Raw genomic sequence first — 21,075 nt, 5'->3', positions numbered from 1 at the left:
GAGTGAGGGAGAGATGATGTTACGAAATCGGGTAGCCATTATAACTGGATCAACAAGTGGGATTGGTCTAGGGATTGCGAGAGAATTAGCTCAATCTGGAGCGGATATTGTCTTAAACGGTTTTGGTGATCTAGGCGAAATCCATCACCTTAGAGAACAATTGAGCCAAGAGTTTGGGGTAAGAGTCATTTACCATCCTGCGGATATGCAAAAACCAGAACAAATCGAGCAAATGGTGAGTTTAACCGTTAGCGAAATGGGGCAAGTTGATATTTTGGTTAATAATGCAGGCATTCAATATGTCTCCCCTGTAGAGAGTTTTCCAAAGGATCGCTGGGATGCCATTATTGCTATCAACCTGTCATCTGCCTTTCACGCCATTCAAGCGGTACTTCCTAATATGTATCAAAGAGGTTGGGGTAGGATCATCAATATTGCCTCAGCCCATGGCCTGGTTGCTTCTGCGAATAAATCGGCTTACGTAGCAGCTAAACACGGCATTATTGGCTTAACTAAAACTGTTGCATTAGAGTCCGCAAAGTCTGGCGTCACATGTAATGCGATTTGTCCAGGGTGGGTATTAACTCCGCTAGTACAAAAACAAATAGATGCCATTGTTCAAAAAGAAGGGATAACCTTCGAACAGGCAAAGAGTCGTTTGCTTTCTGAAAAGCAACCCTCCGGAGAGTTTGTTACCCCTGAACAAATTGGTAAGGCGGTAATATTTTTATGTTCCGATGCAGCACAATCAATTCGTGGAACCAGTTTATCCATTGATGGCGGTTGGACTGCACAATAATTTTTAGAGAGAAAACTATGTCAACAAGTAAAGTATATAAAGACGCTGAAAGTGCATTAAGTGGATTATTAGATGATGGTATAACGATTGCAGCTGGCGGTTTTGGTTTATGCGGTATTCCAGAAAACTTAATCGCAGCATTAGTAAAAAGTGGGGTAAAGGATCTGACTATTGTTGGAAATAATGCTGGTGTTGATGATTTTGGTATGGGCTTGTTATTGAAAACAAGACAAGTTAAAAAAGTAATTGCCTCATATGTTGGGGAGAACAAAGAGTTTGAAAGACAAGTTCTTGCCGGTGAGCTTGAGTTGCAACTTACACCTCAGGGAACGTTAGCTGAAAAGTTAAGGGCAGGTGGTGCTGGCATTCCTGGTTTTTATACCAGAACTGCTTACGGTACAGCCCTTGCAGAAAATAAAGATACACGTGAGTTTAATGGGAAATCTTATGTTCTAGAAGAAAGTATTGTCTCTGATGTATCTATTGTTAAAGCATGGAAAGGCGATACGCTAGGTAACTTGGTTTACCATAAAACCGCACGTAACTTTAATCCTATGATAGCAACTTGCGGTAAAGTGACTGTTGCTGAGGTAGAAGAGTTAGTCCCTGCAGGCTCACTTGGTCCTGACGAAATTCATACGCCAGGAATATATATTGACCGTATTATTCAAGGCAACCATTATGAAAAAAGAATTGAGTTTCGTACACTGTATACCCCTCCCGGGGAAGGAGTGGCTAGTACTCTTGGCACACGGGAGAAATTAGCTAAGCGTGCAGCGCAAGAGTTACGTGATGGATTTTATGTCAATTTGGGAATTGGTATTCCAACTCTAGTTGCAAATTATATTCCGCAGGGAATGAATGTTATTTTACAGTCTGAAAATGGGTTGTTAGGAATTGGCCCATTTCCAACTGAGGACACTATTGATGCTGATTTGATCAATGCAGGAAAACAAACCATCACAACCTTACCTGGATCAAGTTTCTTTTCAAGCGCAGATTCTTTCGCCATGATCCGTGGTGGACACATTGATTTGTCTATTTTGGGTGGATTGGAAGTGTCTGAAAATGGGGACCTTGCTAATTGGATGGTTCCTGGCAAGATGGTTAAAGGCCCAGGTGGTGCCATGGACTTGGTGTCCGGTGTGAAACGTGTGATTGTGTTGATGGAACATACCGCGAAAACAGGTGAACCAAAAATCTTAAAACAATGTGCCTTACCCATCACAGGTCAGGGTGTAGTGAATATGATCATTACCGATCTATGTGTGTTTGATGTGATACCAGGACAAGGTCTTGTGTTAATTGAACTCATGCCAGGAGTCAGTGTAGAGGAAGTGAAAGCTAAAACTGGCTGTGACTTTATTGTGTCCCTAAATTAATATCTCCCAAGAAGAGGTTGGTTTAGGGTATTATTAATGGTTCAATGGCGGGTCTCCTCGCATTGTGCAGTGGTGAACCTGGTCAGGTCCGGAAGGAAGCAGCCACAACTACAACGTACAAGTGCCGAGGGTTAGGCTCGCCACCCTCTTTTTTGAACTTAAGTTAAGTAAAGATCAGAAGATGATGAAAAAAACTCAATTTTTATTAGGTAGCTTAGGCATTGCTTTAACCCTATTTACTACTAGCGCTTTAGCAACTCGTGACGGTGTCGCTTTTGAAGTGGGTGAGGGCAATCATACTGACATGGCAAGAATTAGTGTTGATCATTCTTGGGATAAAAAATGGTTTACAAATCATTCCTGGTCGCTTGGCGGATACTGGGATTTTTCAGTTGGGAAATGGAATCCTCATGCCTCCTCAGGTGGTAATCATGAAGTTAACGACTATAGTATTACTCCGGTATGGAGAGTTAGCCCAACTCAGTCAAACTCATCTTTTATTCCGTTTATGGAATTGGGTATAGGCGCCCATTATATTACCAATCATGATGTCTATTTAGGTCGTCAAATGAGTACTAACTTTCAATTTGGTGACCATGTTGGTGCTGGGGTGACTCTTGGTCAAAAACATGACTGGGATGTGATGGTACGCTTTCAACATTTATCTAACGCTGGTATACAAAACCCAAACCCAGGAATCAATTTCTTACAGTTACGTGTAGGCCATTGGTTTTAAGCTAACTGAATAATTCATACGTTATGGCTACCTCGATTGCACTTGCAAGAAAATGGCGACCTAAGTCTTTTAAAGAGATGGTCGGACAAGAGCATGTGGTAAGAGCATTAAATAACGCAATTGAAAGTGGTCGTATTCATCATGCTTATTTATTTACTGGAACTCGAGGAGTGGGTAAGACTACCCTTGCTCGTATTCTAGCTAAATGTTTTAATTGTGAAACAGGCTTGACAGCAATACCCTGTGGTCAATGTGAATCGTGTCAGTCAATTGATCGAGGCCGAAACCCTGATTTGATGGAAGTGGATGCGGCAACCAACACACGCGTTGAGGAAATGCGCGAGTTACTTGATAATGCCCAATACATGCCTGTGGCAGCACGCTATAAAGTGTATATCATCGACGAAGTTCATATGCTTTCTCGTTCAGCATTTAATTCAATGTTAAAAACGCTTGAAGAGCCACCTGAACATGTTAAATTCATTTTGGCAACCACTGATCCACAAAAAGTACCCATAACTGTTTTATCTCGTTGTTTGCAATTTAACTTAAAACAAATGAGACCTGAGCAAATCGCTTTGCACTTAGGACATATCTTAAAAGAAGAACAGATAGCCTACGAAGATAATGCATTAACTTTGATAGGGCGAGCTGCTCAAGGGTCGATGAGAGATAGTTTGAGTCTGTTGGATCAAGCTATCGCCTATAGCTCATCTGAAGTGAGAGAAGAGCATGTGGCGAATATGCTTGGTGTGATTTCTGAAGATTATCTATACCAAATATTGAATGCATTAAGTCAGCAAGATGCTTATACTTTGATCGCAATATCTCAATCTATGGCTGATCGCTATTTGTCTTTTGTTCAAGCGCTAGAGGATTTAGCTCGTTTAATTCATAATGTAACACTTCTTAAAGCCACCAAAAAAGCCCAGGATACATTAGGTTTAAGTGACTCTCTTTTACCATTAACAGAATCTTGGGATGCTCAGACATTACAGTTGTTATATCAAATTGCAATTCAAGCAAGACATGATATGTATCTAGCGCCGGATGAATTGTCAGGTTTTCGTATGGCTTTATTGAGAATGTTGGCTTTTACTCATCAGGATGCAGCATTACCTGTGTCCCATGAGATAAAAAGTGAAAATAGTAAAAAAAAACAGTTAATTGAGCAAACTCACGACACAGCTCCCTCGCGTTCTGAAAAACAGACACATATACCTCCTAGTCTTGCTAATTGGCCTGAATTGGTTACTCGATTGTCTGGGGCGGGCATGGCATATGAATTATCACGTCATTGTCAGTTAAAAAGTTTTGAAGCTGGCCATCTATATTTAACTATAGACCCTTCTCAGAAAACGCTTATTCCCTATCAAGATAGATTGCAAAGTGCGCTTGAATCTATTCTGGATATGGATATTAAACTCACCATTGAACTGATTAAGGAAGAGGGACACACACCAGCGCAATTAGAAGAAAAAAAAGAGCAGGCAGCGCTACAGGCGGCAAAACATTCAATTGAACATGACCCATTAGTGCGAACCTTATTAGATGAGTTTGGCGGGAAGTTGATAGAATCAAGTATTAAACCAATAAAAAACAATTAATGAGAGGTTAATTATGATGAAAGGTGGCCTAGCTGGCTTAATGAAACAAGCGCAACAAATGCAAGAGAACATGAAAAAAGCGCAAGAAGAGCTTGCGCAAACTGAAGTCAATGGCCAGTCTGGTTCTGGTATGGTTAAAATCACCATGACCTGCGATCATGATGTAAAACGTATTAGTATTGATCCAAGTATTATGGATGATAAAGAAATGCTGGAAGATTTAATTGTAGCTGCTTTCAAAGATGCACATAGACAAGCAGAACAAACGACGCAACAGCGTATGGCAGGTTTTACTGCCGGCATGGGTATGCCACCTGGATTAAAACTACCGTTCTAAGATGCCAGATAGTAAAAAAAACTCTTTACTTGATGAGTTGGTTGAAGCGTTGCGTTGTCTACCAAGTGTAGGGCCTCGATCTGCTCAACGAATGGCATTTCACTTGCTGCAACACGATCGTCATGGCGCAGCAAAGCTGTCTACGGTTTTATCAGATGCGCTAAATAATATTCATCATTGTGAGCAGTGCAATAACTTTACTGAAGCATTGATATGCGATTTATGTTCATCGACGAGTAGAGACAATTCTGTTTTATGTGTTGTTGAGTCGCCTGCTGATTTATTAATGATGGAGCATACATTAGCCTATAAGGGTATGTATTTTGTGTTAATGGGAAAAATTTCACCACTTGATGGGATTGGGCCGCAAGAAATTGGGTTACCACGATTAATTAAACGTGTTGAACAAAGTGCCATTCAAGAAATCATCATCGCAACTAATTTTACAGCTGAAGGTGAGGCCACATCTCATGCGATACATGAAATTTTAAAGCCTTTTAATATCAAAATTTCACGTATTGCCAGAGGGGTTCCAGTGGGTGGAGAGCTAGAGTATGTGGATAGCGGTACTTTGGCACAAGCAATTATAGAAAGAAGAGAAGCTCAATTTTAAGTATAAGGACTGGTTATGTTAGATGTTCAATTGTTAAGAAATCAATTAGATGATGTGATTCATCGTTTACAACAACGTCATTTTAAATTTGATGTTGATAGATTCACAACACTTGAACAAGAACGTAAACAAGTACAAATGAGAACGCAAGAACTACAATCTCAGCGTAACAGCTTATCAAAAGAAATTGGTCAGGCTAAAGCCCAACGTCAGGAGGCTGAACACTTAATGCAGCAGGCCACTGCCATTAATGAAGAATTGGCTGAAGCCTCACAAAAACTTGCGGTAATTCAAAAAGAATTAGAAGAATTGTTACTGGGTATTCCTAATCTTCCTCATGCTTCTGTACCTGTTGGAGAGTCTGCTGATTACAACGTTGAAGTAAGAAGAATAGGGACTCCTAGAGTGTTTGATTTCACGCCCAAAGATCACGTTGATCTAGGTGAGGGTCTAGCGCTAATGGATTTTAACCGAGCATCCTTATTGTCTGGTGCACGTTTTTCCGTATTAAAGGGTTCACTGGCTCGATTACACAGAGCGCTAACTCAGTTTATGTTGGACATACACACCACAGAGCATGGCTACCAAGAAGCGTATGTGCCTTATTTGGTTTCTGCTAACACGCTTCGTGGTACAGGTCAGTTACCAAAGTTTGAAGCTGATTTATTTAAAGTCCCTAGAGAGGATGCCGAACCCTTATATTTGATTCCTACAGCAGAAGTACCATTAACTAACTTTGTTCAAGATACTATTGTTGATGAACAAGCTCTTCCCATTCGATTAACTGCACATACCCCATGTTTTAGATCTGAGGCAGGATCCTATGGTAGAGATGTAAGAGGTTTAATACGTCAACATCAATTTGATAAAGTTGAGTTAGTGCAAATTGCCCATCCTGAAAAATCCTATGACGCATTAGAGGAATTGACTTCTCATGCAGAAACCATCCTTCAGCGTTTAGAATTACCCTATCGAGTGATGTTGTTATGTACTGGTGATATGGGTGCAGGAGCTACTAAAACCTATGATTTAGAAGTATGGTTACCAGGGCAAAACGCTTATCGTGAAATCTCTTCTTGCAGTAATTGTGAAGGATATCAAGCCAGACGTATGCAAGCCCGTTTCCGTAGTCAAAAAAATAAGCCTGAATTAGTTCATACATTAAATGGTTCGGGTGTGGCTGTAGGGCGAGCGTTGGTTGCCATCCTTGAAAACCATCAGAACGAAGATGGTAGTATTAATATTCCTAAAGCGCTACAACCTTATATGGGTGGAATGAGTGTATTAACAGCGAGTAAGTAAGCTTACTTATTCATTAACCCTAAGAATTTAAATCCAGGACGATAGTTGGGTTCAAAGCGGCTGAGAATGTCATAGTAACTTCTAATGTTCTCCACATAGTTTACGGGTTCCCCGCCACGCGCAAACCCGTATTGAGTGTTACTGAACACGGCCGGGACACTCAGTAGTGGTAAAGTTTTTTTAATGTCATTCCACGCGTTTGGATTCATCCCTTTGCGTTGTGCGATTTTTCTGGCATCCTCAAGATGAGCAAGTCCTACATTATAAGCAGCCAAAGCCATCCATACTCTATCAGGCTCGGGGACGCTTTTGGGAACAGACTCTTCTAATTGTTTCAAATAGAGAGCGGCAGCTGGAACTGATTCATTGGGATCAAGTCGGTTACTGACATGTAAATGATCCGCGGTATCTGCCGTTAACATCATTAATCCTCTTACCCCAGTTGGTGAGAGTGCATTGTTATCCCAGCGCGATTCTTGATAAGCAACAGCAGCCAATAAGCGCCAATCAATGTTAGTTAAAGCCTGTGCTTTTTTAAAAATTTGAGTAAATTTAGGAAGTCTTGATGCGCGTTTTACCATGAATACTGATGAATCTTCACGATCAAGAGCATTAATATGCCCATAATAACGCTCTACTACTTCAGATAAATTGCCGCCATGATCCCAACGATTAAAAAAACTCATGGCTGCAATAAATAATGGGTTTTTTTCATCTTTGGGAAAGGCCCAAGCAAGAGGGCTTGATGGAGAGAGATTTAATGCAACGACCAAGTCGGGATAGTAATGCTGAGCAATAGCTACGGTATTCGAATCGCTAATAGCGAAATCTACTGTCCCTTCGTATACCTTTTGCAGTAAATCTAGATCGATATCACCACGAGGGTAACTCACCCATGATAACTGGCTATTTTTTTGTTTAAATTGAGTGAGTATATTTAAATGAGTGGGGTCAGGTACGACACCTACTTTTTTACCGACTAAATCATCTAATGATTTAATAGAATTATTAAAATTGTTGTTATATACCACTACAGGATGACTATTTTGATAGGCAAGTGTGAAATCAAATTCCTTTTTAAGTTCATTGGTTTCGTGTACCGCTGCAGCAGCGAAATGAGCTTTATGTAATTTAACTGCAGTTAATACTTGATCAAGATTATCTAGAACGAGAAAACGTACAGGTTTACCTAAATATTCACCAAAACTGACTCCTAAATCATGTTCTAGTCCTACTGTTTTACCATCTGGATCAGTGAGATAAGTTGTGGGTCCTAAGCGGGTAGCAATAACGATTTCTGATAAATCATTTAGATTGGTGACAGGTGAGAGGATAGGTGCGTCTTTGAGTAATGTCGCACCATCTTTGTCTTGTGTGTGTTCATAGGACCATAAAACAATGAATACCATGATGGTGAGTAATAATAAGAATACGCGTTCAGGTGAGCCTAATGGTTTCACCATGAAAAAAAGTATATTTAATATGTGACGTAGAGTCTGTGATAACATGAATTAGTTAATAATTAGAGTCTAGGAAATGCAAGGGTTACATTACGTCATTGTGCCTGCTGCAGGTATAGGTGCGAGAATCGGCGCAGCAGTGCCAAAACAATTTTTGAAAATTGGACAACACACGGTGTTGGACTATACCCTTCAAGCCTTGCTCTCCTGTGTAACGATTAAACACGTAGTCGTTATTTTATCACCCTCTCATGATTTGTATAAAAATCAATTAGATACTAAGGATGAACGCGTAAGCTTTATCACTACTGGCAGCGATACGCGCGCAAAAACTGTGTTGAACGGTTTACACTATTATTCGTCTTTTGTTAGAGATGAAGATTGGATTTTAGTTCATGATGCAGCAAGACCTTGTTTACAACTGGCTGATCTTGAGCGTCTATTCAAAGAGCTTGAACAGGATCCTGTAGGTGGTATTCTCGCTCTGCCTATAAGTGACACAATCAAGCAAGCCGATGGGAAAGAGCGCATTGACTTCACACGCGATCGGAAAGATTTATGGGCCTCACAAACACCGCAAATGTTTCGCTATAAATTATTAAAAGAAGCATTGGCGCAACATCACATAGATACTACAGATGAAGCATCATCGATTGAAAAACTGAATTTAAAACCAAAGCTTGTACAAGGTAGTTCCACCAATATTAAAATTACTTATCCAGAAGATATAAATATTGCTACATATATTTTAAAAGCGCAGGGTCGTTATGAATAAAATACGAATAGGTCAGGGCTTTGATGTACATGCTTTTGCTGAAAACCGTCAATTAATTCTAGGTGGTGTGACGATCCCTTACCACTTGGGATTATTGGGCCACTCTGATGCTGATGTATTGATTCATGCACTCTGTGATGCTTTACTAGGCGCAGTAGCATTAGGAGATATTGGCCGCCATTTTCCTGATACAGATGAGCGTTTTCGTGGAGCAGATAGTCGTCAATTACTCCGCCAAGTCTCGTCAATGTTAAAAGCCTTAGGCTGGTCTATTGTCAATGTTGATATTACTGTCATTGCTCAGGCTCCTAAAATGGCTCCTTATATCCCACAAATGATTACACACCTAGCAGAGGATTTAGTGCTTGATGTAGAGGATATTAATATTAAAGCCACAACCACTGAACAATTGGGTTTTACAGGAAGAGGTGAAGGTATTGCAGCACAGGCTATCTGCCTGTGCCAGCAAATTGGTTAGTAGGGTAGTTGTGCGCTTGGAAAGACCGTTAGAATGTTTTTCCTAAAGTCCTCTTTGATGCGCTCGAGTGCGTCACTGTTATCCGCTTCAAAGCGCAACACGACAACTGGTGTTGTGTTGCTGGAGCGAGCTAAACCAAATCCATCTTCATATTCAACACGAACACCGTCTAAAGTGAGGATGTCCCGTGCTCCTTCAAATTTTCCCTGTTCTTGCAACAGACTAATAAGTGTTTTATTTTCTCCCTCTTGAAGCTTTATTTGTAATTCAGGGGTACAAATACTATTAGGTAAAGATTCAAGGGTGAGAGACGGGCTATCAGTACGGCTTAAAATTTCAAGTAAGCGCGCACCTGCATAAAGTCCATCATCAAAGCCATACCAGCGTTCTTTAAAAAATACGTGGCCACTCATTTCTCCTGCCAGAAGTGCCTGAGTTTCTTTCATTTTAGCTTTGATGAGAGAATGCCCAGTTTTCCAAATAATCGGCTCACCTTTAAACTGTCGAATCCAAGCAAATAAATGTCGTGTACATTTCACATCAAACAGAATATTCGCTCCAGGGTTTCTTGCTAGTACATCTTGTGCAAACAACATTAGTTGTCTATCTGGGAAAATAACTTCTCCAGAAGCGGTCACTACCCCTAAACGATCACCATCACCATCAAAGGCTAATCCTAAATCTGCTTGTTCGCGCTTGACGCACTCAATTAAATCAACCAAATTTTCTGGTTGAGACGGATCTGGATGATGATGCGGGAAATGACCATCTACCTCACAATATAATTCAATAACTTCACATCCTAATTGCTTGTACAAATTGGGTGCAAAACGACCGGGAATACCACTGCCACAATCAACGACAATTTTGAGTGGTCTGGTTAAATGCACATCTTTCGTGATGGTAGATAAATAAAGTTGATCAATTTCAGCTTGTCGATAACTACCGGATTCTGAGGTAAATTGATTGTTTTCAATACGAAGTCGTAATGCTTGTATCGTATCTCCGGATAAAGTTTCCCCACCTAAAACAATTTTAAAACCATTATATTCAGGAGGATTGTGAGAACCTGTAACCATTACCCCTGTGAAATTAGCCCATTGATAGGCAGCAAAATAGAGCATTGGTGTGGCAACCATACCCACATCAATTACATTTAAACCAGACTCTTGAAGCCCTTGTGATAGGGCGGAACTAAGATGGGGACCAGATAGTCTCCCGTCGCGCCCAATAACAATCTCTTTTAAGCCTTTTGATTTGGCTTCACTACCAATAGCCCTACCAATTAACAATACTGAATCTGTGGTTAATTGCTTATCGACGATGCCACGTATGTCATATGCTTTAAAAACTTCTTTTGCCACATTCATTGTTCTATTCCTAATAAAAATTAAGTTTAATCATTAAATGATTTGCAGTAGGACATTATTATATCGGGTATCCACTGTAAAAACCCAGGAAATCGTCCATTTACAAAGCCGACATGTCCACCATATTGCGATGTAATAAGTTGCGTGGAGTGCGAAAGTTGGGATGGTTTAGGGATGAGATGTTTGGGTATAAAAGGGTCGTCTTGACTCATTACAAGTAATGTTGGTGTGGAAATAGCATGCAAATGAGGTCCTGCGCTAGATTGACTCCAATAATCCCTCGCACCCTTAAAGCCATGTAGTGGCGCCATAAAGTATTCATCAAATTCAAACATATTTTTGGCTGTCAGTACTTTTTTCAGATCAAACAGACCTGGAAATTGTTTGGCCTTAAGTTTGGCTTTGGGTTTTAAAGTGCTCAGGAAATGATGAGTATATACTCGATTAAACCCTTGATTAAGAGTTGATGCCACAGTCTCTAAATCAAGTGGAGGAGCAATAGCTACGGCGCCCTTAATTAATTTGTCAGAAGTTTTTTCTGCTAACCATTTTAAAAGAATATTCGCACCCAGTGAAAAACCAACTACGAAAATAGGTAAATTAGAAAATTGCCCACTAATAAGGGGGATTAACCAGTCAAATTCTTGGCTATCCCCTGCATGATATAAGCGTGGCATGAGATTAATTGGTCCGCTACAGCCTCGCAGATTTGGGGCAACCACATGGAAGCCTTGCTCTATGCCAGTGTGAGCAAGACTTCTAATATATCGTGACTGACTATTTCCTTCTAACCCATGAATGAGTACGATTATGGCGTGCGCTTGAGGATGTTCTATATAATCAATATCAAGAAAATCGTCGTCTGGTGTTGAGACAGTTTTTCTTAACCAGGGAATAGGAGGGCAGGGTACGTAACGTGCACCATAAATAGTATGAATATGCGGCTGTTTTAACCACCATGAGGTGGTAAAGTGTTTGTAAGAGAAATTAGACATCATTGGCGATAATGCAAAAAGATGTTTAAGATTATAAAATTATAAGATTACATAAAGAGTACTGCGTGAATTATGACACGTCCAGCCAAGATTTCTATCAATAGCAACAATATTATTCAAAATTGTAAACTTGCCCGACAAATTCATGGCGGCAAACTATTGGCTGTGGTTAAGGCGAATGCTTATGGTCATGGTGATCTATTGGTTGCACGGCAATTGGCAGAGTATGTTGAAGGATTTGCAGTTGCCTGTCTTGAGGAAGCCGTTGTGTTGAGGGAAGGAGGAATAACTCACCCCATCGTCTTATTAGAAGGTCCCTTTTCGGCTTTAGAGATACCTGATTATCTTCACTATCAATTAACACCCGTCATTCATCATATTGATCAATATGCCTGGTGGAGTGAGGCTACTTCATCTCAGGGTATTTGGTTAAAGTTTGATACAGGAATGCATCGTTTGGGTTTTCAAGAAAAAGAGATTAACGAACTATTCAGAAATAACAAAGCTCAAAATAGCATACGAATTGATGTACTTATGACACATTTTGCTAACGCAGATTCTATTGATCCTCAATTAGTACACTTGCCCATGGAACGATTTAAGCGCGTTTTGAGTGAGATGGGTATTGAAGGCAGTATAGCCAACTCCGCTGCAATTATGCTGCACAGTCAATTACGATCTAATTGGGCTCGTCCTGGACTTATGTTATATGGTGTTGATCCATTAGGACGCGCAGCCAGTGAAGTGGGTTTGAAGCCAGTTATGAAACTAACATCAGAAGTAATTGCGTTACGTTGGATTGATGTTGGAGAGTCGGTAGGATACGGTAGTACGTTTACGGCATCACAACCTACCCGAGTAGCAACAATTGCCTGTGGTTATGCAGATGGTTATCCGCGCACGGCAAAGAATGGAACGCCGGTATGGATTAATGGTAAAAAACTGCCTTTAATTGGCCGGGTATCAATGGATATGATTACCGTGGATGTGACGCAACAAGCTGACGTTCAGTTGGGTTCGCAGGTTGAGTTATGGGGAGACAATATAAATGTGGCTGAAGTGGCTCATTGTTCAGGTACGCTAGCTTATGAACTACTTTGCCATACTCATAGACCCGCTCGTATTAATAGTTAATAGATAAAAATATATGGATAGTGCGGATTTACTGGTTTTAGAAACGCTTAATAGTTGGTTACAAGATAAGCGTCGTTGTTATTTGGTTACTCTGGTCGGCACGGTAGGTTCAGCACCTCGTTCAGCTGGATCTCTTTTGGGGTTGACGGATAAGGGAGATATAGTCGGCTCTGTATCGGGTGGTTGTGTCGAAGATCAGTTGGTATCTTATATCAGAGAAAATCCTCTTCAATACCCTCAGTATTTGAGTTATGGAATAGATCAACACCAGGCGTTACGTTACTTATTACCCTGTGGCGGTACCATTGAGCTTGTTATTGAACCCTTAACTGAACACAGTCAGCTATCAGCATTATGCGCTCTCATCAATTCCAAGACAAAGGTACTACGTCAATTATCAGTGACAACAGGAGAAGTAAAGTTAACTCCTATTACAGAATTTGTGCCAAAAGTGAATTGGCATGATCAGCAATTAGAGGTTGTATTTGGACCTCGTTATCGATTATTAATTATTGGTGCTAATCAAATTGGTATTTATTTAACACAAATGGCCCAGGCACTTGATTATCATGTTCTTGTTTGTGATCCTAGAGAAGAAATTAGACGCAACTGGCCAATTAACAATACCGAAGTAAGTGCTTTAATGCCTGATGATTTTATTCGAGAACAACAGCCTGACTTACATACAGCCATTGTCGCTTTAACTCATGACTTAAAACAAGATGATTTAGCATTGCTTGAAGCGTTAACATCCTCTGCATTTTTTGTCGGTGCAGTAGGTTCAAAAAAAACGCAACAAGCAAGACGAACGCGATTAGAAAGCTTTGATTTAAGTGCTACTCAACTAGCCAAATTAAAAGGACCTGTAGGATTGTCTATTGGTAGCAAAACTCCTCCAGAAATTGCACTTGCCATACTCGCGCAAATTACAGCAATTAAAAATGGAATTACTCTTTGATGAGTGATTATAATTGTGCCTTATTATTGATGGCAGCAGGTTCAAGTCGCCGATTTGGTGAAAATAAATTATTACTTACTGATAGTAATTGTACATATCTTGCCATCAATACTGCCCAACGTTATGCTCATTTATCAGTTAAGTGGGCTATTATTAATGCCAATCAGCTTTCTTTACTCCCTGGCTTATGTCAATTAGGCTATCAAGTCAAAGTAGTCAGTGCATCATCCTCGTTTTCTGAATCATTAAAGCAGTTAGTCCATACCACTTCCCACTATAATGCATGGCTTATTGCTCTTGCTGATATGCCACTTGTGAGTCGTTCTACAGTTGATCAAATTACGTTAAGTTTGAGCCAAGGTAATCAGTTGGTTGTACCAAGGTTTCAGGGTGTAAGAGGGAACCCTGTTGGAGTTGGACGGCAGTATTTGCCAGTAATTAATGCTTTAAATGGTGATATTGGCTTGAGAAAAATTGTTGAGCAACAACCAACCCAAGTCACCTGGATTGATACTAACGATCAAGGTATTATTTTTGATATCGATGAAACTAAGGATTGGGCTCAATATAATGAGCTAGTGAATTTAATTCGTTAATAATATGTTGTGGCGTTATATCAGTCAGGCATTTTAAGTGTCCCAGCGGGCATACCCTTTGAAAACACGGACTACAGGATAATTGAAGAGTCACTACTTTAGCTTGAGAGCAAAGTGGTGGGGTGAATTGTGGGCTAGATGATCCAAAAAGTGCCACCACAGGACGTTTGAGCGCTGCAGCAATATGCATTAACCCCGAGTCATTAGTCACTACCGCCTGCGCAAGTGCCATCAAATCTACCGCTTGAGCAAGATTGGTTATCCCGCATAAATTCGTTATATTCTTACTTGATACCCCTTGCATAATTTCATCTGCAACGGCTTTATCTTTATTGGATCCCATTATCCAAATTTGTTTGTTTTGTGCTAATAGCTCAATAGCCAACTGATGGTAATGCCTGGTTGGCCAACGTTTGGCAGGACCATATTCAGCGCCAGGACAAAGAACTATGATGGGTAAGTCGAGATGAAGGTTGAGCCTGTGAATGAGTTCCTGCTGATTGAGCAAATTGGGAACAAGTTGCGGATAGAGTGAGTGATTAAATTCAACTTTACTTTCGGAGAGAGCTAAAAATCTTTCCACCATAAGTGGATGGCGCTTGGTATCGAGGGTTATAGCATGGTTGAGTAAAACACCTCTTCCTTCTCTTTTATAACCTACTCGAATTGGAATGTGTGCAAGCCATGGAATGAGTGCTGACTTGAATGAATTAGGAAGAAGAATGGCCTTATCATATTTGTTTTTCAATAAACGAGAGGCATGCCATAAACCACTTATATTAAGCTCTTTGTGTATGAGTGGGCTGTCTATAACATGATCAACTTCAGGAATTCTCTCCAACACCCCACGAGTCCAAGAGGGAGCCATGACATCTATTGCGCATGATGAAATCGACTTGAGTTGTCTCATGAGAGGTTGACTAAGAACAGCATCGCCAACCCATGAGGCGCCTATAATAAGTATTCTGTTCAATGCTGAGCTTTAGGCAGTGGCCCTTGCCATTCATATTTAGTACCACAATAGGGGCACTGAGCATGCCCTGTTTTTGTGATGTCTAAAAATACCCGTGGATGGGTATTCCATAGGGCTACTGCAGGCTGAGGACAATGTAGAGGTAAATCTTTTTCACTTACCAGAATAACCTGTTGATCCAAAGCTTTTCCTTCAGACATGTTTATACTCCTACGTGACTTAACCAATGTTGATGTTGAGCACTTTGACCGGTTACCACTTCAAAATATTTACTTTGCAGCGCTCGGGTGATAGGTCCTCGCATCCCTTGACCAATCACTCTATTATCTACCTCTCGAATTGGGGTTACTTCTGCTGCTGTACCCGTAAAGAAAGCCTCGTCTGCACTGTATAGTTCATCCCTAGAAATTCGTCTTTCAACAACGGTGAGGTTCATTTCATGGGCTAATTGAATAATGGTATCGCGAGTAATTCCTTCAAGCGCACTTGATAGATCAGGCGTGTAAATCACGCCTTTTTTTACAATAAAAATATTTTCACCAGATCCCTCTGCCACAAACCCATCTACATCTAATAGTAATGCTTCATCGTAGCCATCTGTGATCGCTTCATTGTTGGCAAGGATAGAATTCATGTAATTACCTGATGCTTTAGCCTTACACATAGTAATATTAGGATGATGTCTAGTATAAGAAGAGGTCTTCACACGAATCCCTTTTTCAATCGCCTCTTCTCCTAAATAAGCACCCCAAGGCCAAGCAGCGATAGTAATATGCGTTTTCGCGCCACGTGGTGAAACCCCCATTTTTTCTGAGCCTAAGAATACTAATGGACGTATGTAGCATTCCTTAAGAGAGTTTTCACGAACTGTGGTAATTTGAGCGTCCATAACCTCATCCATGGAAAAAGGCATAGGAATTTGTAGAATATGGGCTGAGCGGAATAGGCGTTCAGTATGTTCTCTAAGGCGAAATATGGCAGGTCCTTGTGGCGTATTATAGGCGCGTACACCTTCGAATACAGCCATACCATAATGTAGTGAATGAGTTAAAACATGCGTATTAGCTGTACGCCAGGGTATCAGTTGACCATCTTGCCAGATCAATCCATCGCGGTCAGACATTGACATAGAGCACTCCCAGTACAAAATATCTATTTTAGCGGAAGTTCACGTATTCTCCTAGCCAATACTTATTCGTTATTGTAACCGGTTGATGCACAATAAAACCGTTATAATTGCTTTGTTATGAATGCATTGAAAAGACATATTTTTGCGCTACCCAAGCACTTATTACGACTCAGCTTAGTTGGGTTCGTTTTAATTGTACTTACTTGGTTTGCTCTACAAGCTTTCACCCTCAGAGACCCTGAGCGTTATCGTCCCCAACTTGTTACTATGTTTCACCAAAGTACAGGGCTCAGTATCACAATTGGCTCCATTGAACATGCACCTTGGCGGATTCAGCCGGGCGTATTACTAAATAATATTGTTATCTTTAATGAACAAAAACAACCCATATTAACGGTTCCAAAACTTGAAGCAAGACTCTCTTTAATCAATCTTTTCCGAGCAAGATTAGACTTTAGTCGCCTAAAAATCACCATAGATGAAATTAGTGTCAAAAGAGACGAGCAGGGACAATGGTTTTTAGCTTCTCTACTTATTCCGAAGTCAGATACGAATAAAAATCCTTTTTTACATTGGCTCATTCAACAAGGGCACTGTAACCTTACTATTAATAAAGTGGTATTTTCTGATCAATTTATTCATAGCCCTAATTACGTATTTCATCGTGTGGCGCTGGAACTTAATAACTCAGGAAGTCGACACTTTGTTAAAGGTAGCCTTATTCCCGATCGTTATTTTGGCGATATGATGAGGTTTGAGGGGGATGTATATGGCAGCCAGTCTGATAATTTATCTAGCTGGCAGGGAAATATTAAATGGCTAACCAATCGGTTTAACTTTACTTCTCTTTCACCGTGGTTCAATCAATTAAAACCATTCGAGTCAGGATATGGGTCTGTTAATGCAATCTTGATGATGCATAACAACCTTCAGTTTGGTATTGAAGCGGATATCGATCTTCATAATATCCAAGGCAGACTTACCAATGCTTTAAGTAATACAAATGTAGGTGAAATGATAGGACATGTAGGATTTAATCAGTTAACTAATGGTTTTGAGGTGAATACCAAACAGTTGATGGTTAAAGGTAATAGTTCGATCAAGTTAACTCGTCCATTAAATTTATATTTGATGTTATCTGATACACGCAATGTGTTAACTGCTAATCAGTTGGTTATGGATGATATTCATAATAATCTTGATCAAATGCCGTTAACGGAAAAGCAAAGACAGTTTTGGTATAAATTAGGACTACAAGGTGAAATAAACAACCTTAATGCTACCTGGCAGGGTGACCCCAATAATAATGGGCAATATCAAGTATCGTTAGATCTACACCAATTTGCCTCAAATCCGTATCAATTATCTCCCGCAATTCATGATTTTACGGGTCATGTGGACGTGAGAGATGACGGTGGGCGAGTAAAAGGACAGGGAACATCGCTTACCTTAAACTATCCTACTGTCTTCTCGCGACCTATTTATTTAGATAAATATGCCGTTGATGCAAATTGGATTCGTAATGGTGAGAATGTTGCACTTAATTTAAATGAAATTAATCTCTCGAATACAGATATGGCAGGTAGTTTTTCTGGCAACATGAGTTTATCTCAGAACGGCCCCGGTAGGGCTCAACTGCAGGGTAGTTTGCAACGTGCAGATATCAGTTCTGTGTGGCGCTACATGCCATTGACTGTCAATCAAGAAGCAAGAGATTGGTTAAAACAAGGTTTGGTAAGAGGGTTGGCTAAAGAAACCACCTTTAAAATTGATGGTGATTTAAAACAGTTTCCTTTTGCAAACGACCAACAAGGGATTTTTCAAGTCAATGCAAAAGTATCTGATGCTTTGGTTAACTTTAATTCAAAATGGCCTGTCATTGATCATGTAGCAGGAGACTTCTACATGAAAGGCCCTGGTCTTGGTTTTAAAGCTAACACTGGATTAATACAAAATAATCAACTAAAAGAAGTGACGCTTACCATTGCAGATTTAGTGCACAGTAATGAAGTGTTAGAGGTGGGTGGGAAAATACAATCTTCAGTAAAAGATACTCTTGAGTTTATTAGAAAAAGCCCGGTTAGCGAGTATATACATCATGTCACTAACCAGTTAACTGGGGCAGGTAATGGGTTATTGTCTTTAAAAATGACAGTTCCTTTGTCACATACAATCGATACCACACTACAAGGCGACTATCAGTTTATTGACGCAGTATTAGATGATGGAAAAAAAGGAATTCCTCCCATTAATTCATTAAGTGGACATTTGTATTTTACTGAAAGCGGGGTGTCCTCTGATTTACTGAAAGCGAGTATTTTAGGTGGGCCAGCACAGTTACTATTTACAACCAATCAAGATCACACAACAGTCCTCAAAGCACAGGGTAGGGCGGATGCCTCTACTTTGTATGGAGTATACGATAATTCATTTTTAAAAAATGTATCTGGGCAATCCGATTGGACGGCAGATATTACTTTTACTGCCAATAAAACGAATGTGTTATTGGATTCAAAAGCGTTATTAGTTAATGAACCCGTTAATATACATTTATCAACTCGTCCAGATGGACTTATTGATCTTGCTTTGAAAGGTAACACGTCTATAAAGGGACTAACTATTTTATTCCCCAATCCAATATTAAGTTCGCTTGATAGTGCGGTGGATTGGAATGGCCATGTGATTTTGAGTCAAAAAAATGATCAAGTCAGTTTTTCTTTGGCAGCACTGGTATTGAAAAAGCCCGTCACCATGACGGTAAAGGGATCCTTGTCGCATTTGTTAGTGGCTGATTTATCAGGGCATACAGATGTCGCTTCTTTATCTCGTTTAGGAATGGAAAAGTTAGAGACTATTTGTGCAGGGGGATTTGATTGGCGGGCACGATTTGAGAAACGAGCACAAGACACCACCATTACTTTTACGAGTAATTTGAAAGGAACCAGTATTTCAGGGCCAGAACCCTATCAAAAAACAGCCAGTCAATCTCTGCCTTTAACGGTTGTTGTTGAACCGCTGGAGAGTGGTAGAACCTTGATGAGCCTGAATATGGATTCATGGTTTGGTATGAAGGTGTTCTATGAGTCTAATAAGGATGGTAGCTTTAATGCTACGCGTGGGGTAATTAACATGGGTGGATCCTATCTTGGTCAAGTAGGCCCTGGTTTTTCGTTAACCGGTCGATTAGATAACGTCAATGTTGATGAATTGATTGGGTATTGGAATCAACATCAAAATCAATGGCAAAATGACAGTAATACGAAAAAAACCAAATCCAATTCAGCAACAAACAAGATATTTGGTAGAGTTAACGCAATTGACTTAAATTTCAATAATGTGATTTGGCGTAACAGAATTTGGTTAACGCATCATCTTCGAGCAAACTGGCAAGATCCACAATGGAATGTCGTTTTACGTGGAGAACAGATTAACGGTTCATTAAATTGGATTAAAGATGGTAAAGGTGCCATTAAAGCTGTATTTACACAACTTATAATACCTGACACCATTAAGAAAAAAGATGACGCTGTTGATGGCTCAACCACTGTTAAACCTCATAAGAAGCATCGCTCAACAGATCTTGCGACACTCAATGATTTAACAAAAATGCCTGATATAGAACTGACAGCGGATCATTGTCAATTTGGAAAGAAATCCTTTTCGCATTTGGAGTTCTCTGCTCAAGGACAAGACAATATATGGCATATTAATCGTCTTTTAGCGCTCACCGCAGGTGGTGAGTTAAGGGGGAATGGTCAATGGGCTGGTGCTATTGATCAGGAAACAAAGACTGAACTTACTGTAGATATCGAGGCTAAAAATTTAGGTGATTTTTTAACTGCGCTTGGTTACGACAAGCTTATGTCCCGTGGTGACGGGAAAATTCATGCTAATTTGTCGTGGGTAGGTGGTCCTAAAGATTATGATTTTGATTATTCATCAGGCAGTATGAATTTGGATTTACAAGATGGACAATTTTCTAAAGTTGACCCTGGTGGAACCGGAAGAATTATTGGTTTATTGAGTTTACAGAGCCTCCCGCGCAGAATTACACTAAATTTTCATGATATTTTTTCACAGGGTTTTGCCTTTGATACAGTAAAAGGTGACTTTTCAATACATGAAGGGGTATTGAATACTCCTGATTTTGTTATGTCTGGTCCTGCAGCACGAGTAAAATTGACTGGGCAAATAGACGTACCCAATGAGACGTCAGACTTGATTGCTAAAGTTGATCCCGCGGTAGGTGGTGATTTATCCCTTGCTGGAACACTCATAGGCGGTCCTGTAGTTGGTGCAGCAACTTATCTTGTGCAAAAGATTTTACGTAACCCTCTAGATAAAGTTTTATCTTATCAGTATCGAATTCGTGGAGATTGGGATAATCCACAAATTGATTCTGTTAATGGAGATGCAGTAAATTAGCTATTT

At 40.1% G+C, this 21,075-nt stretch carries 19 protein-coding genes and 1 other RNA gene; 14 read left to right on the top strand and 6 right to left on the bottom strand.

The genetic code is table 11. From position 1 onward, the window contains the following. Positions 1-16 precede the first annotated feature (16 nt). The 8 genes from FV185_RS07385 (at position 17) to serS (ending at position 6,776) form a co-directional block, all read left to right on the top strand. Positions 17-799, top strand: a complete 783-nt coding sequence (locus FV185_RS07385) for a 3-hydroxybutyrate dehydrogenase (RefSeq protein ID WP_067495773.1) — start codon at positions 17-19, stop codon at positions 797-799. A gap of 17 nt (positions 800-816) precedes the next feature. Further along, positions 817-2,181 (top strand): 3-oxoacid CoA-transferase, encoded by a 1,365-nt coding sequence (locus tag FV185_RS09810; protein WP_067495770.1) that lies wholly within the window; start codon positions 817-819, stop codon positions 2,179-2,181. A gap of 46 nt (positions 2,182-2,227) precedes the next feature. Then, positions 2,228-2,326, top strand: an RNA gene (gene ffs / locus FV185_RS07375) — signal recognition particle sRNA small type. A 36-nt stretch (positions 2,327-2,362) separates the two neighbouring features. Continuing rightward, positions 2,363-2,917: an acyloxyacyl hydrolase gene (locus tag FV185_RS09445; protein ID WP_082787086.1), complete on the top strand. Its 555-nt coding sequence runs from the start codon at positions 2,363-2,365 to the stop codon at positions 2,915-2,917. Positions 2,918-2,940: 23 nt separating this feature from the next. Continuing rightward, entirely contained in the window at positions 2,941-4,524 is a 1,584-nt protein-coding gene (gene dnaX, locus FV185_RS07370) for a DNA polymerase III subunit gamma/tau (RefSeq protein WP_067495767.1), read from the top strand. Between the two features lie 13 nt (positions 4,525-4,537). Beyond that, entirely contained in the window at positions 4,538-4,861 is a 324-nt protein-coding gene (locus FV185_RS07365) for a YbaB/EbfC family nucleoid-associated protein (RefSeq protein WP_067495764.1), read from the top strand. A 1-nt stretch (position 4,862) separates the two neighbouring features. Continuing rightward, positions 4,863-5,474, top strand: a complete 612-nt coding sequence (recR, locus tag FV185_RS07360) for a recombination mediator RecR (RefSeq protein ID WP_067495761.1) — start codon at positions 4,863-4,865, stop codon at positions 5,472-5,474. Between the two features lie 15 nt (positions 5,475-5,489). Next, positions 5,490-6,776: a serine--tRNA ligase gene (gene serS, locus FV185_RS07355; RefSeq protein WP_067495758.1), complete on the top strand. Its 1,287-nt coding sequence runs from the start codon at positions 5,490-5,492 to the stop codon at positions 6,774-6,776. Between the two features lie 2 nt (positions 6,777-6,778). On the opposite strand, the gene mltF is transcribed toward serS, so the two are convergent. Next, positions 6,779-8,239 (bottom strand): membrane-bound lytic murein transglycosylase MltF, encoded by a 1,461-nt coding sequence (gene mltF / locus FV185_RS07350; protein ID WP_067495755.1) that lies wholly within the window; start codon positions 8,237-8,239, stop codon positions 6,779-6,781. Positions 8,240-8,312: 73 nt separating this feature from the next. Here mltF and ispD point away from each other — a divergent pair, with 73 nt between their 5' ends. Beyond that, positions 8,313-9,011 (top strand): 2-C-methyl-D-erythritol 4-phosphate cytidylyltransferase, encoded by a 699-nt coding sequence (ispD, locus tag FV185_RS07345; RefSeq protein ID WP_067495752.1) that lies wholly within the window; start codon positions 8,313-8,315, stop codon positions 9,009-9,011. Then, the gene (gene ispF / locus FV185_RS07340) at positions 9,004-9,489 is read left to right on the top strand and encodes a 2-C-methyl-D-erythritol 2,4-cyclodiphosphate synthase (RefSeq protein WP_067495749.1); all 486 of its coding nucleotides are present in this window, start codon (positions 9,004-9,006) and stop codon (positions 9,487-9,489) included. Before ispD ends, ispF begins: the two co-directional genes overlap by 8 nt. Here ispF and FV185_RS07335 read toward each other — a convergent pair. Both FV185_RS07335 and FV185_RS07330 read right to left on the bottom strand, forming a co-directional pair. After that, positions 9,486-10,859: a phosphomannomutase/phosphoglucomutase gene (locus FV185_RS07335; RefSeq protein ID WP_067495746.1), complete on the bottom strand. Its 1,374-nt coding sequence runs from the start codon at positions 10,857-10,859 to the stop codon at positions 9,486-9,488. The two genes, ispF and FV185_RS07335, sit on opposite strands and share 4 nt — an antisense overlap. Positions 10,860-10,885: 26 nt before the next feature. Then, positions 10,886-11,857 (bottom strand): YheT family hydrolase, encoded by a 972-nt coding sequence (locus FV185_RS07330; RefSeq protein WP_067495743.1) that lies wholly within the window; start codon positions 11,855-11,857, stop codon positions 10,886-10,888. A 69-nt stretch (positions 11,858-11,926) separates the two neighbouring features. On the opposite strand from FV185_RS07330, the gene alr reads away from it, so the two are divergent. From alr to FV185_RS07315, 3 genes are read left to right on the top strand one after another with little or no spacing between them, the layout of a single operon-like run. Then, positions 11,927-12,988: an alanine racemase gene (gene alr / locus FV185_RS07325; protein ID WP_067495740.1), complete on the top strand. Its 1,062-nt coding sequence runs from the start codon at positions 11,927-11,929 to the stop codon at positions 12,986-12,988. A gap of 13 nt (positions 12,989-13,001) precedes the next feature. Next, positions 13,002-13,946, top strand: a complete 945-nt coding sequence (locus FV185_RS07320) for an XdhC family protein (RefSeq protein WP_082787077.1) — start codon at positions 13,002-13,004, stop codon at positions 13,944-13,946. Beyond that, positions 13,946-14,542 (top strand): nucleotidyltransferase family protein, encoded by a 597-nt coding sequence (locus FV185_RS07315; RefSeq protein WP_067495737.1) that lies wholly within the window; start codon positions 13,946-13,948, stop codon positions 14,540-14,542. Before FV185_RS07320 ends, FV185_RS07315 begins: the two co-directional genes overlap by 1 nt. Here the strand turns inward: FV185_RS07315 and waaF are convergent. Genes waaF through FV185_RS07300 form a run of 3 tightly spaced genes read right to left on the bottom strand, consistent with a single transcriptional unit; the run spans position 14,496 to position 16,644 of the window. After that, positions 14,496-15,515 (bottom strand): lipopolysaccharide heptosyltransferase II, encoded by a 1,020-nt coding sequence (gene waaF, locus FV185_RS07310; RefSeq protein ID WP_082787076.1) that lies wholly within the window; start codon positions 15,513-15,515, stop codon positions 14,496-14,498. The two genes, FV185_RS07315 and waaF, sit on opposite strands and share 47 nt — an antisense overlap. Next, positions 15,512-15,715: a zinc-finger domain-containing protein gene (locus tag FV185_RS07305; RefSeq protein WP_067495731.1), complete on the bottom strand. Its 204-nt coding sequence runs from the start codon at positions 15,713-15,715 to the stop codon at positions 15,512-15,514. Before FV185_RS07305 ends, waaF begins: the two co-directional genes overlap by 4 nt. A gap of 2 nt (positions 15,716-15,717) precedes the next feature. Further along, positions 15,718-16,644, bottom strand: coding sequence for a branched-chain amino acid transaminase (locus FV185_RS07300; protein WP_067495728.1), 927 nt, complete (start codon positions 16,642-16,644; stop codon positions 15,718-15,720). Positions 16,645-16,761: 117 nt separating this feature from the next. Between FV185_RS07300 and FV185_RS07295 the strand changes: the two genes are divergently transcribed. Beyond that, on the top strand, positions 16,762-21,069 hold the full coding sequence (locus FV185_RS07295; RefSeq protein WP_067495725.1) for a YhdP family phospholipid transporter: 4,308 nt from the start codon (positions 16,762-16,764) through the stop codon (positions 21,067-21,069). Positions 21,070-21,075: the final 6 nt, after the last annotated feature.

The organism is Ferrovum sp. PN-J185 (genome assembly GCF_001581925.1).
Lineage (GTDB): Bacteria > Pseudomonadota > Gammaproteobacteria > Burkholderiales > Ferrovaceae > PN-J185.
Note: the sequence above shows the minus strand (reverse complement) of the source record. Positions and strands in the feature narration are given on the sequence as shown.

What these genes read in the sequence shown, in the direction of transcription:
- FV185_RS07385 (WP_067495773.1), top strand. Translation starts at nt 17, where the DNA reads ATGTTACGAAATCGGGTAGCCATTATAACTGGATCAACAAGTGGGATT.
- FV185_RS09810 (WP_067495770.1), top strand. Translation starts at nt 817, where the DNA reads ATGTCAACAAGTAAAGTATATAAAGACGCTGAAAGTGCATTAAGTGGA.
- FV185_RS09445 (WP_082787086.1), top strand. Translation starts at nt 2,363, where the DNA reads ATGATGAAAAAAACTCAATTTTTATTAGGTAGCTTAGGCATTGCTTTA.
- dnaX (WP_067495767.1), top strand. Translation starts at nt 2,941, where the DNA reads ATGGCTACCTCGATTGCACTTGCAAGAAAATGGCGACCTAAGTCTTTT.
- FV185_RS07365 (WP_067495764.1), top strand. Translation starts at nt 4,538, where the DNA reads ATGATGAAAGGTGGCCTAGCTGGCTTAATGAAACAAGCGCAACAAATG.
- recR (WP_067495761.1), top strand. Translation starts at nt 4,863, where the DNA reads ATGCCAGATAGTAAAAAAAACTCTTTACTTGATGAGTTGGTTGAAGCG.
- serS (WP_067495758.1), top strand. Translation starts at nt 5,490, where the DNA reads ATGTTAGATGTTCAATTGTTAAGAAATCAATTAGATGATGTGATTCAT.
- mltF (WP_067495755.1), bottom strand. Translation starts at nt 8,239, where the DNA reads ATGGTGAAACCATTAGGCTCACCTGAACGCGTATTCTTATTATTACTC.
- ispD (WP_067495752.1), top strand. Translation starts at nt 8,313, where the DNA reads ATGCAAGGGTTACATTACGTCATTGTGCCTGCTGCAGGTATAGGTGCG.
- ispF (WP_067495749.1), top strand. Translation starts at nt 9,004, where the DNA reads ATGAATAAAATACGAATAGGTCAGGGCTTTGATGTACATGCTTTTGCT.
- FV185_RS07335 (WP_067495746.1), bottom strand. Translation starts at nt 10,859, where the DNA reads ATGAATGTGGCAAAAGAAGTTTTTAAAGCATATGACATACGTGGCATC.
- FV185_RS07330 (WP_067495743.1), bottom strand. Translation starts at nt 11,857, where the DNA reads ATGATGTCTAATTTCTCTTACAAACACTTTACCACCTCATGGTGGTTA.
- alr (WP_067495740.1), top strand. Translation starts at nt 11,927, where the DNA reads ATGACACGTCCAGCCAAGATTTCTATCAATAGCAACAATATTATTCAA.
- FV185_RS07320 (WP_082787077.1), top strand. Translation starts at nt 13,002, where the DNA reads ATGGATAGTGCGGATTTACTGGTTTTAGAAACGCTTAATAGTTGGTTA.
- FV185_RS07315 (WP_067495737.1), top strand. Translation starts at nt 13,946, where the DNA reads ATGAGTGATTATAATTGTGCCTTATTATTGATGGCAGCAGGTTCAAGT.
- FV185_RS07305 (WP_067495731.1), bottom strand. Translation starts at nt 15,715, where the DNA reads ATGTCTGAAGGAAAAGCTTTGGATCAACAGGTTATTCTGGTAAGTGAA.
- FV185_RS07300 (WP_067495728.1), bottom strand. Translation starts at nt 16,644, where the DNA reads ATGTCAATGTCTGACCGCGATGGATTGATCTGGCAAGATGGTCAACTG.
- FV185_RS07295 (WP_067495725.1), top strand. Translation starts at nt 16,762, where the DNA reads ATGAATGCATTGAAAAGACATATTTTTGCGCTACCCAAGCACTTATTA.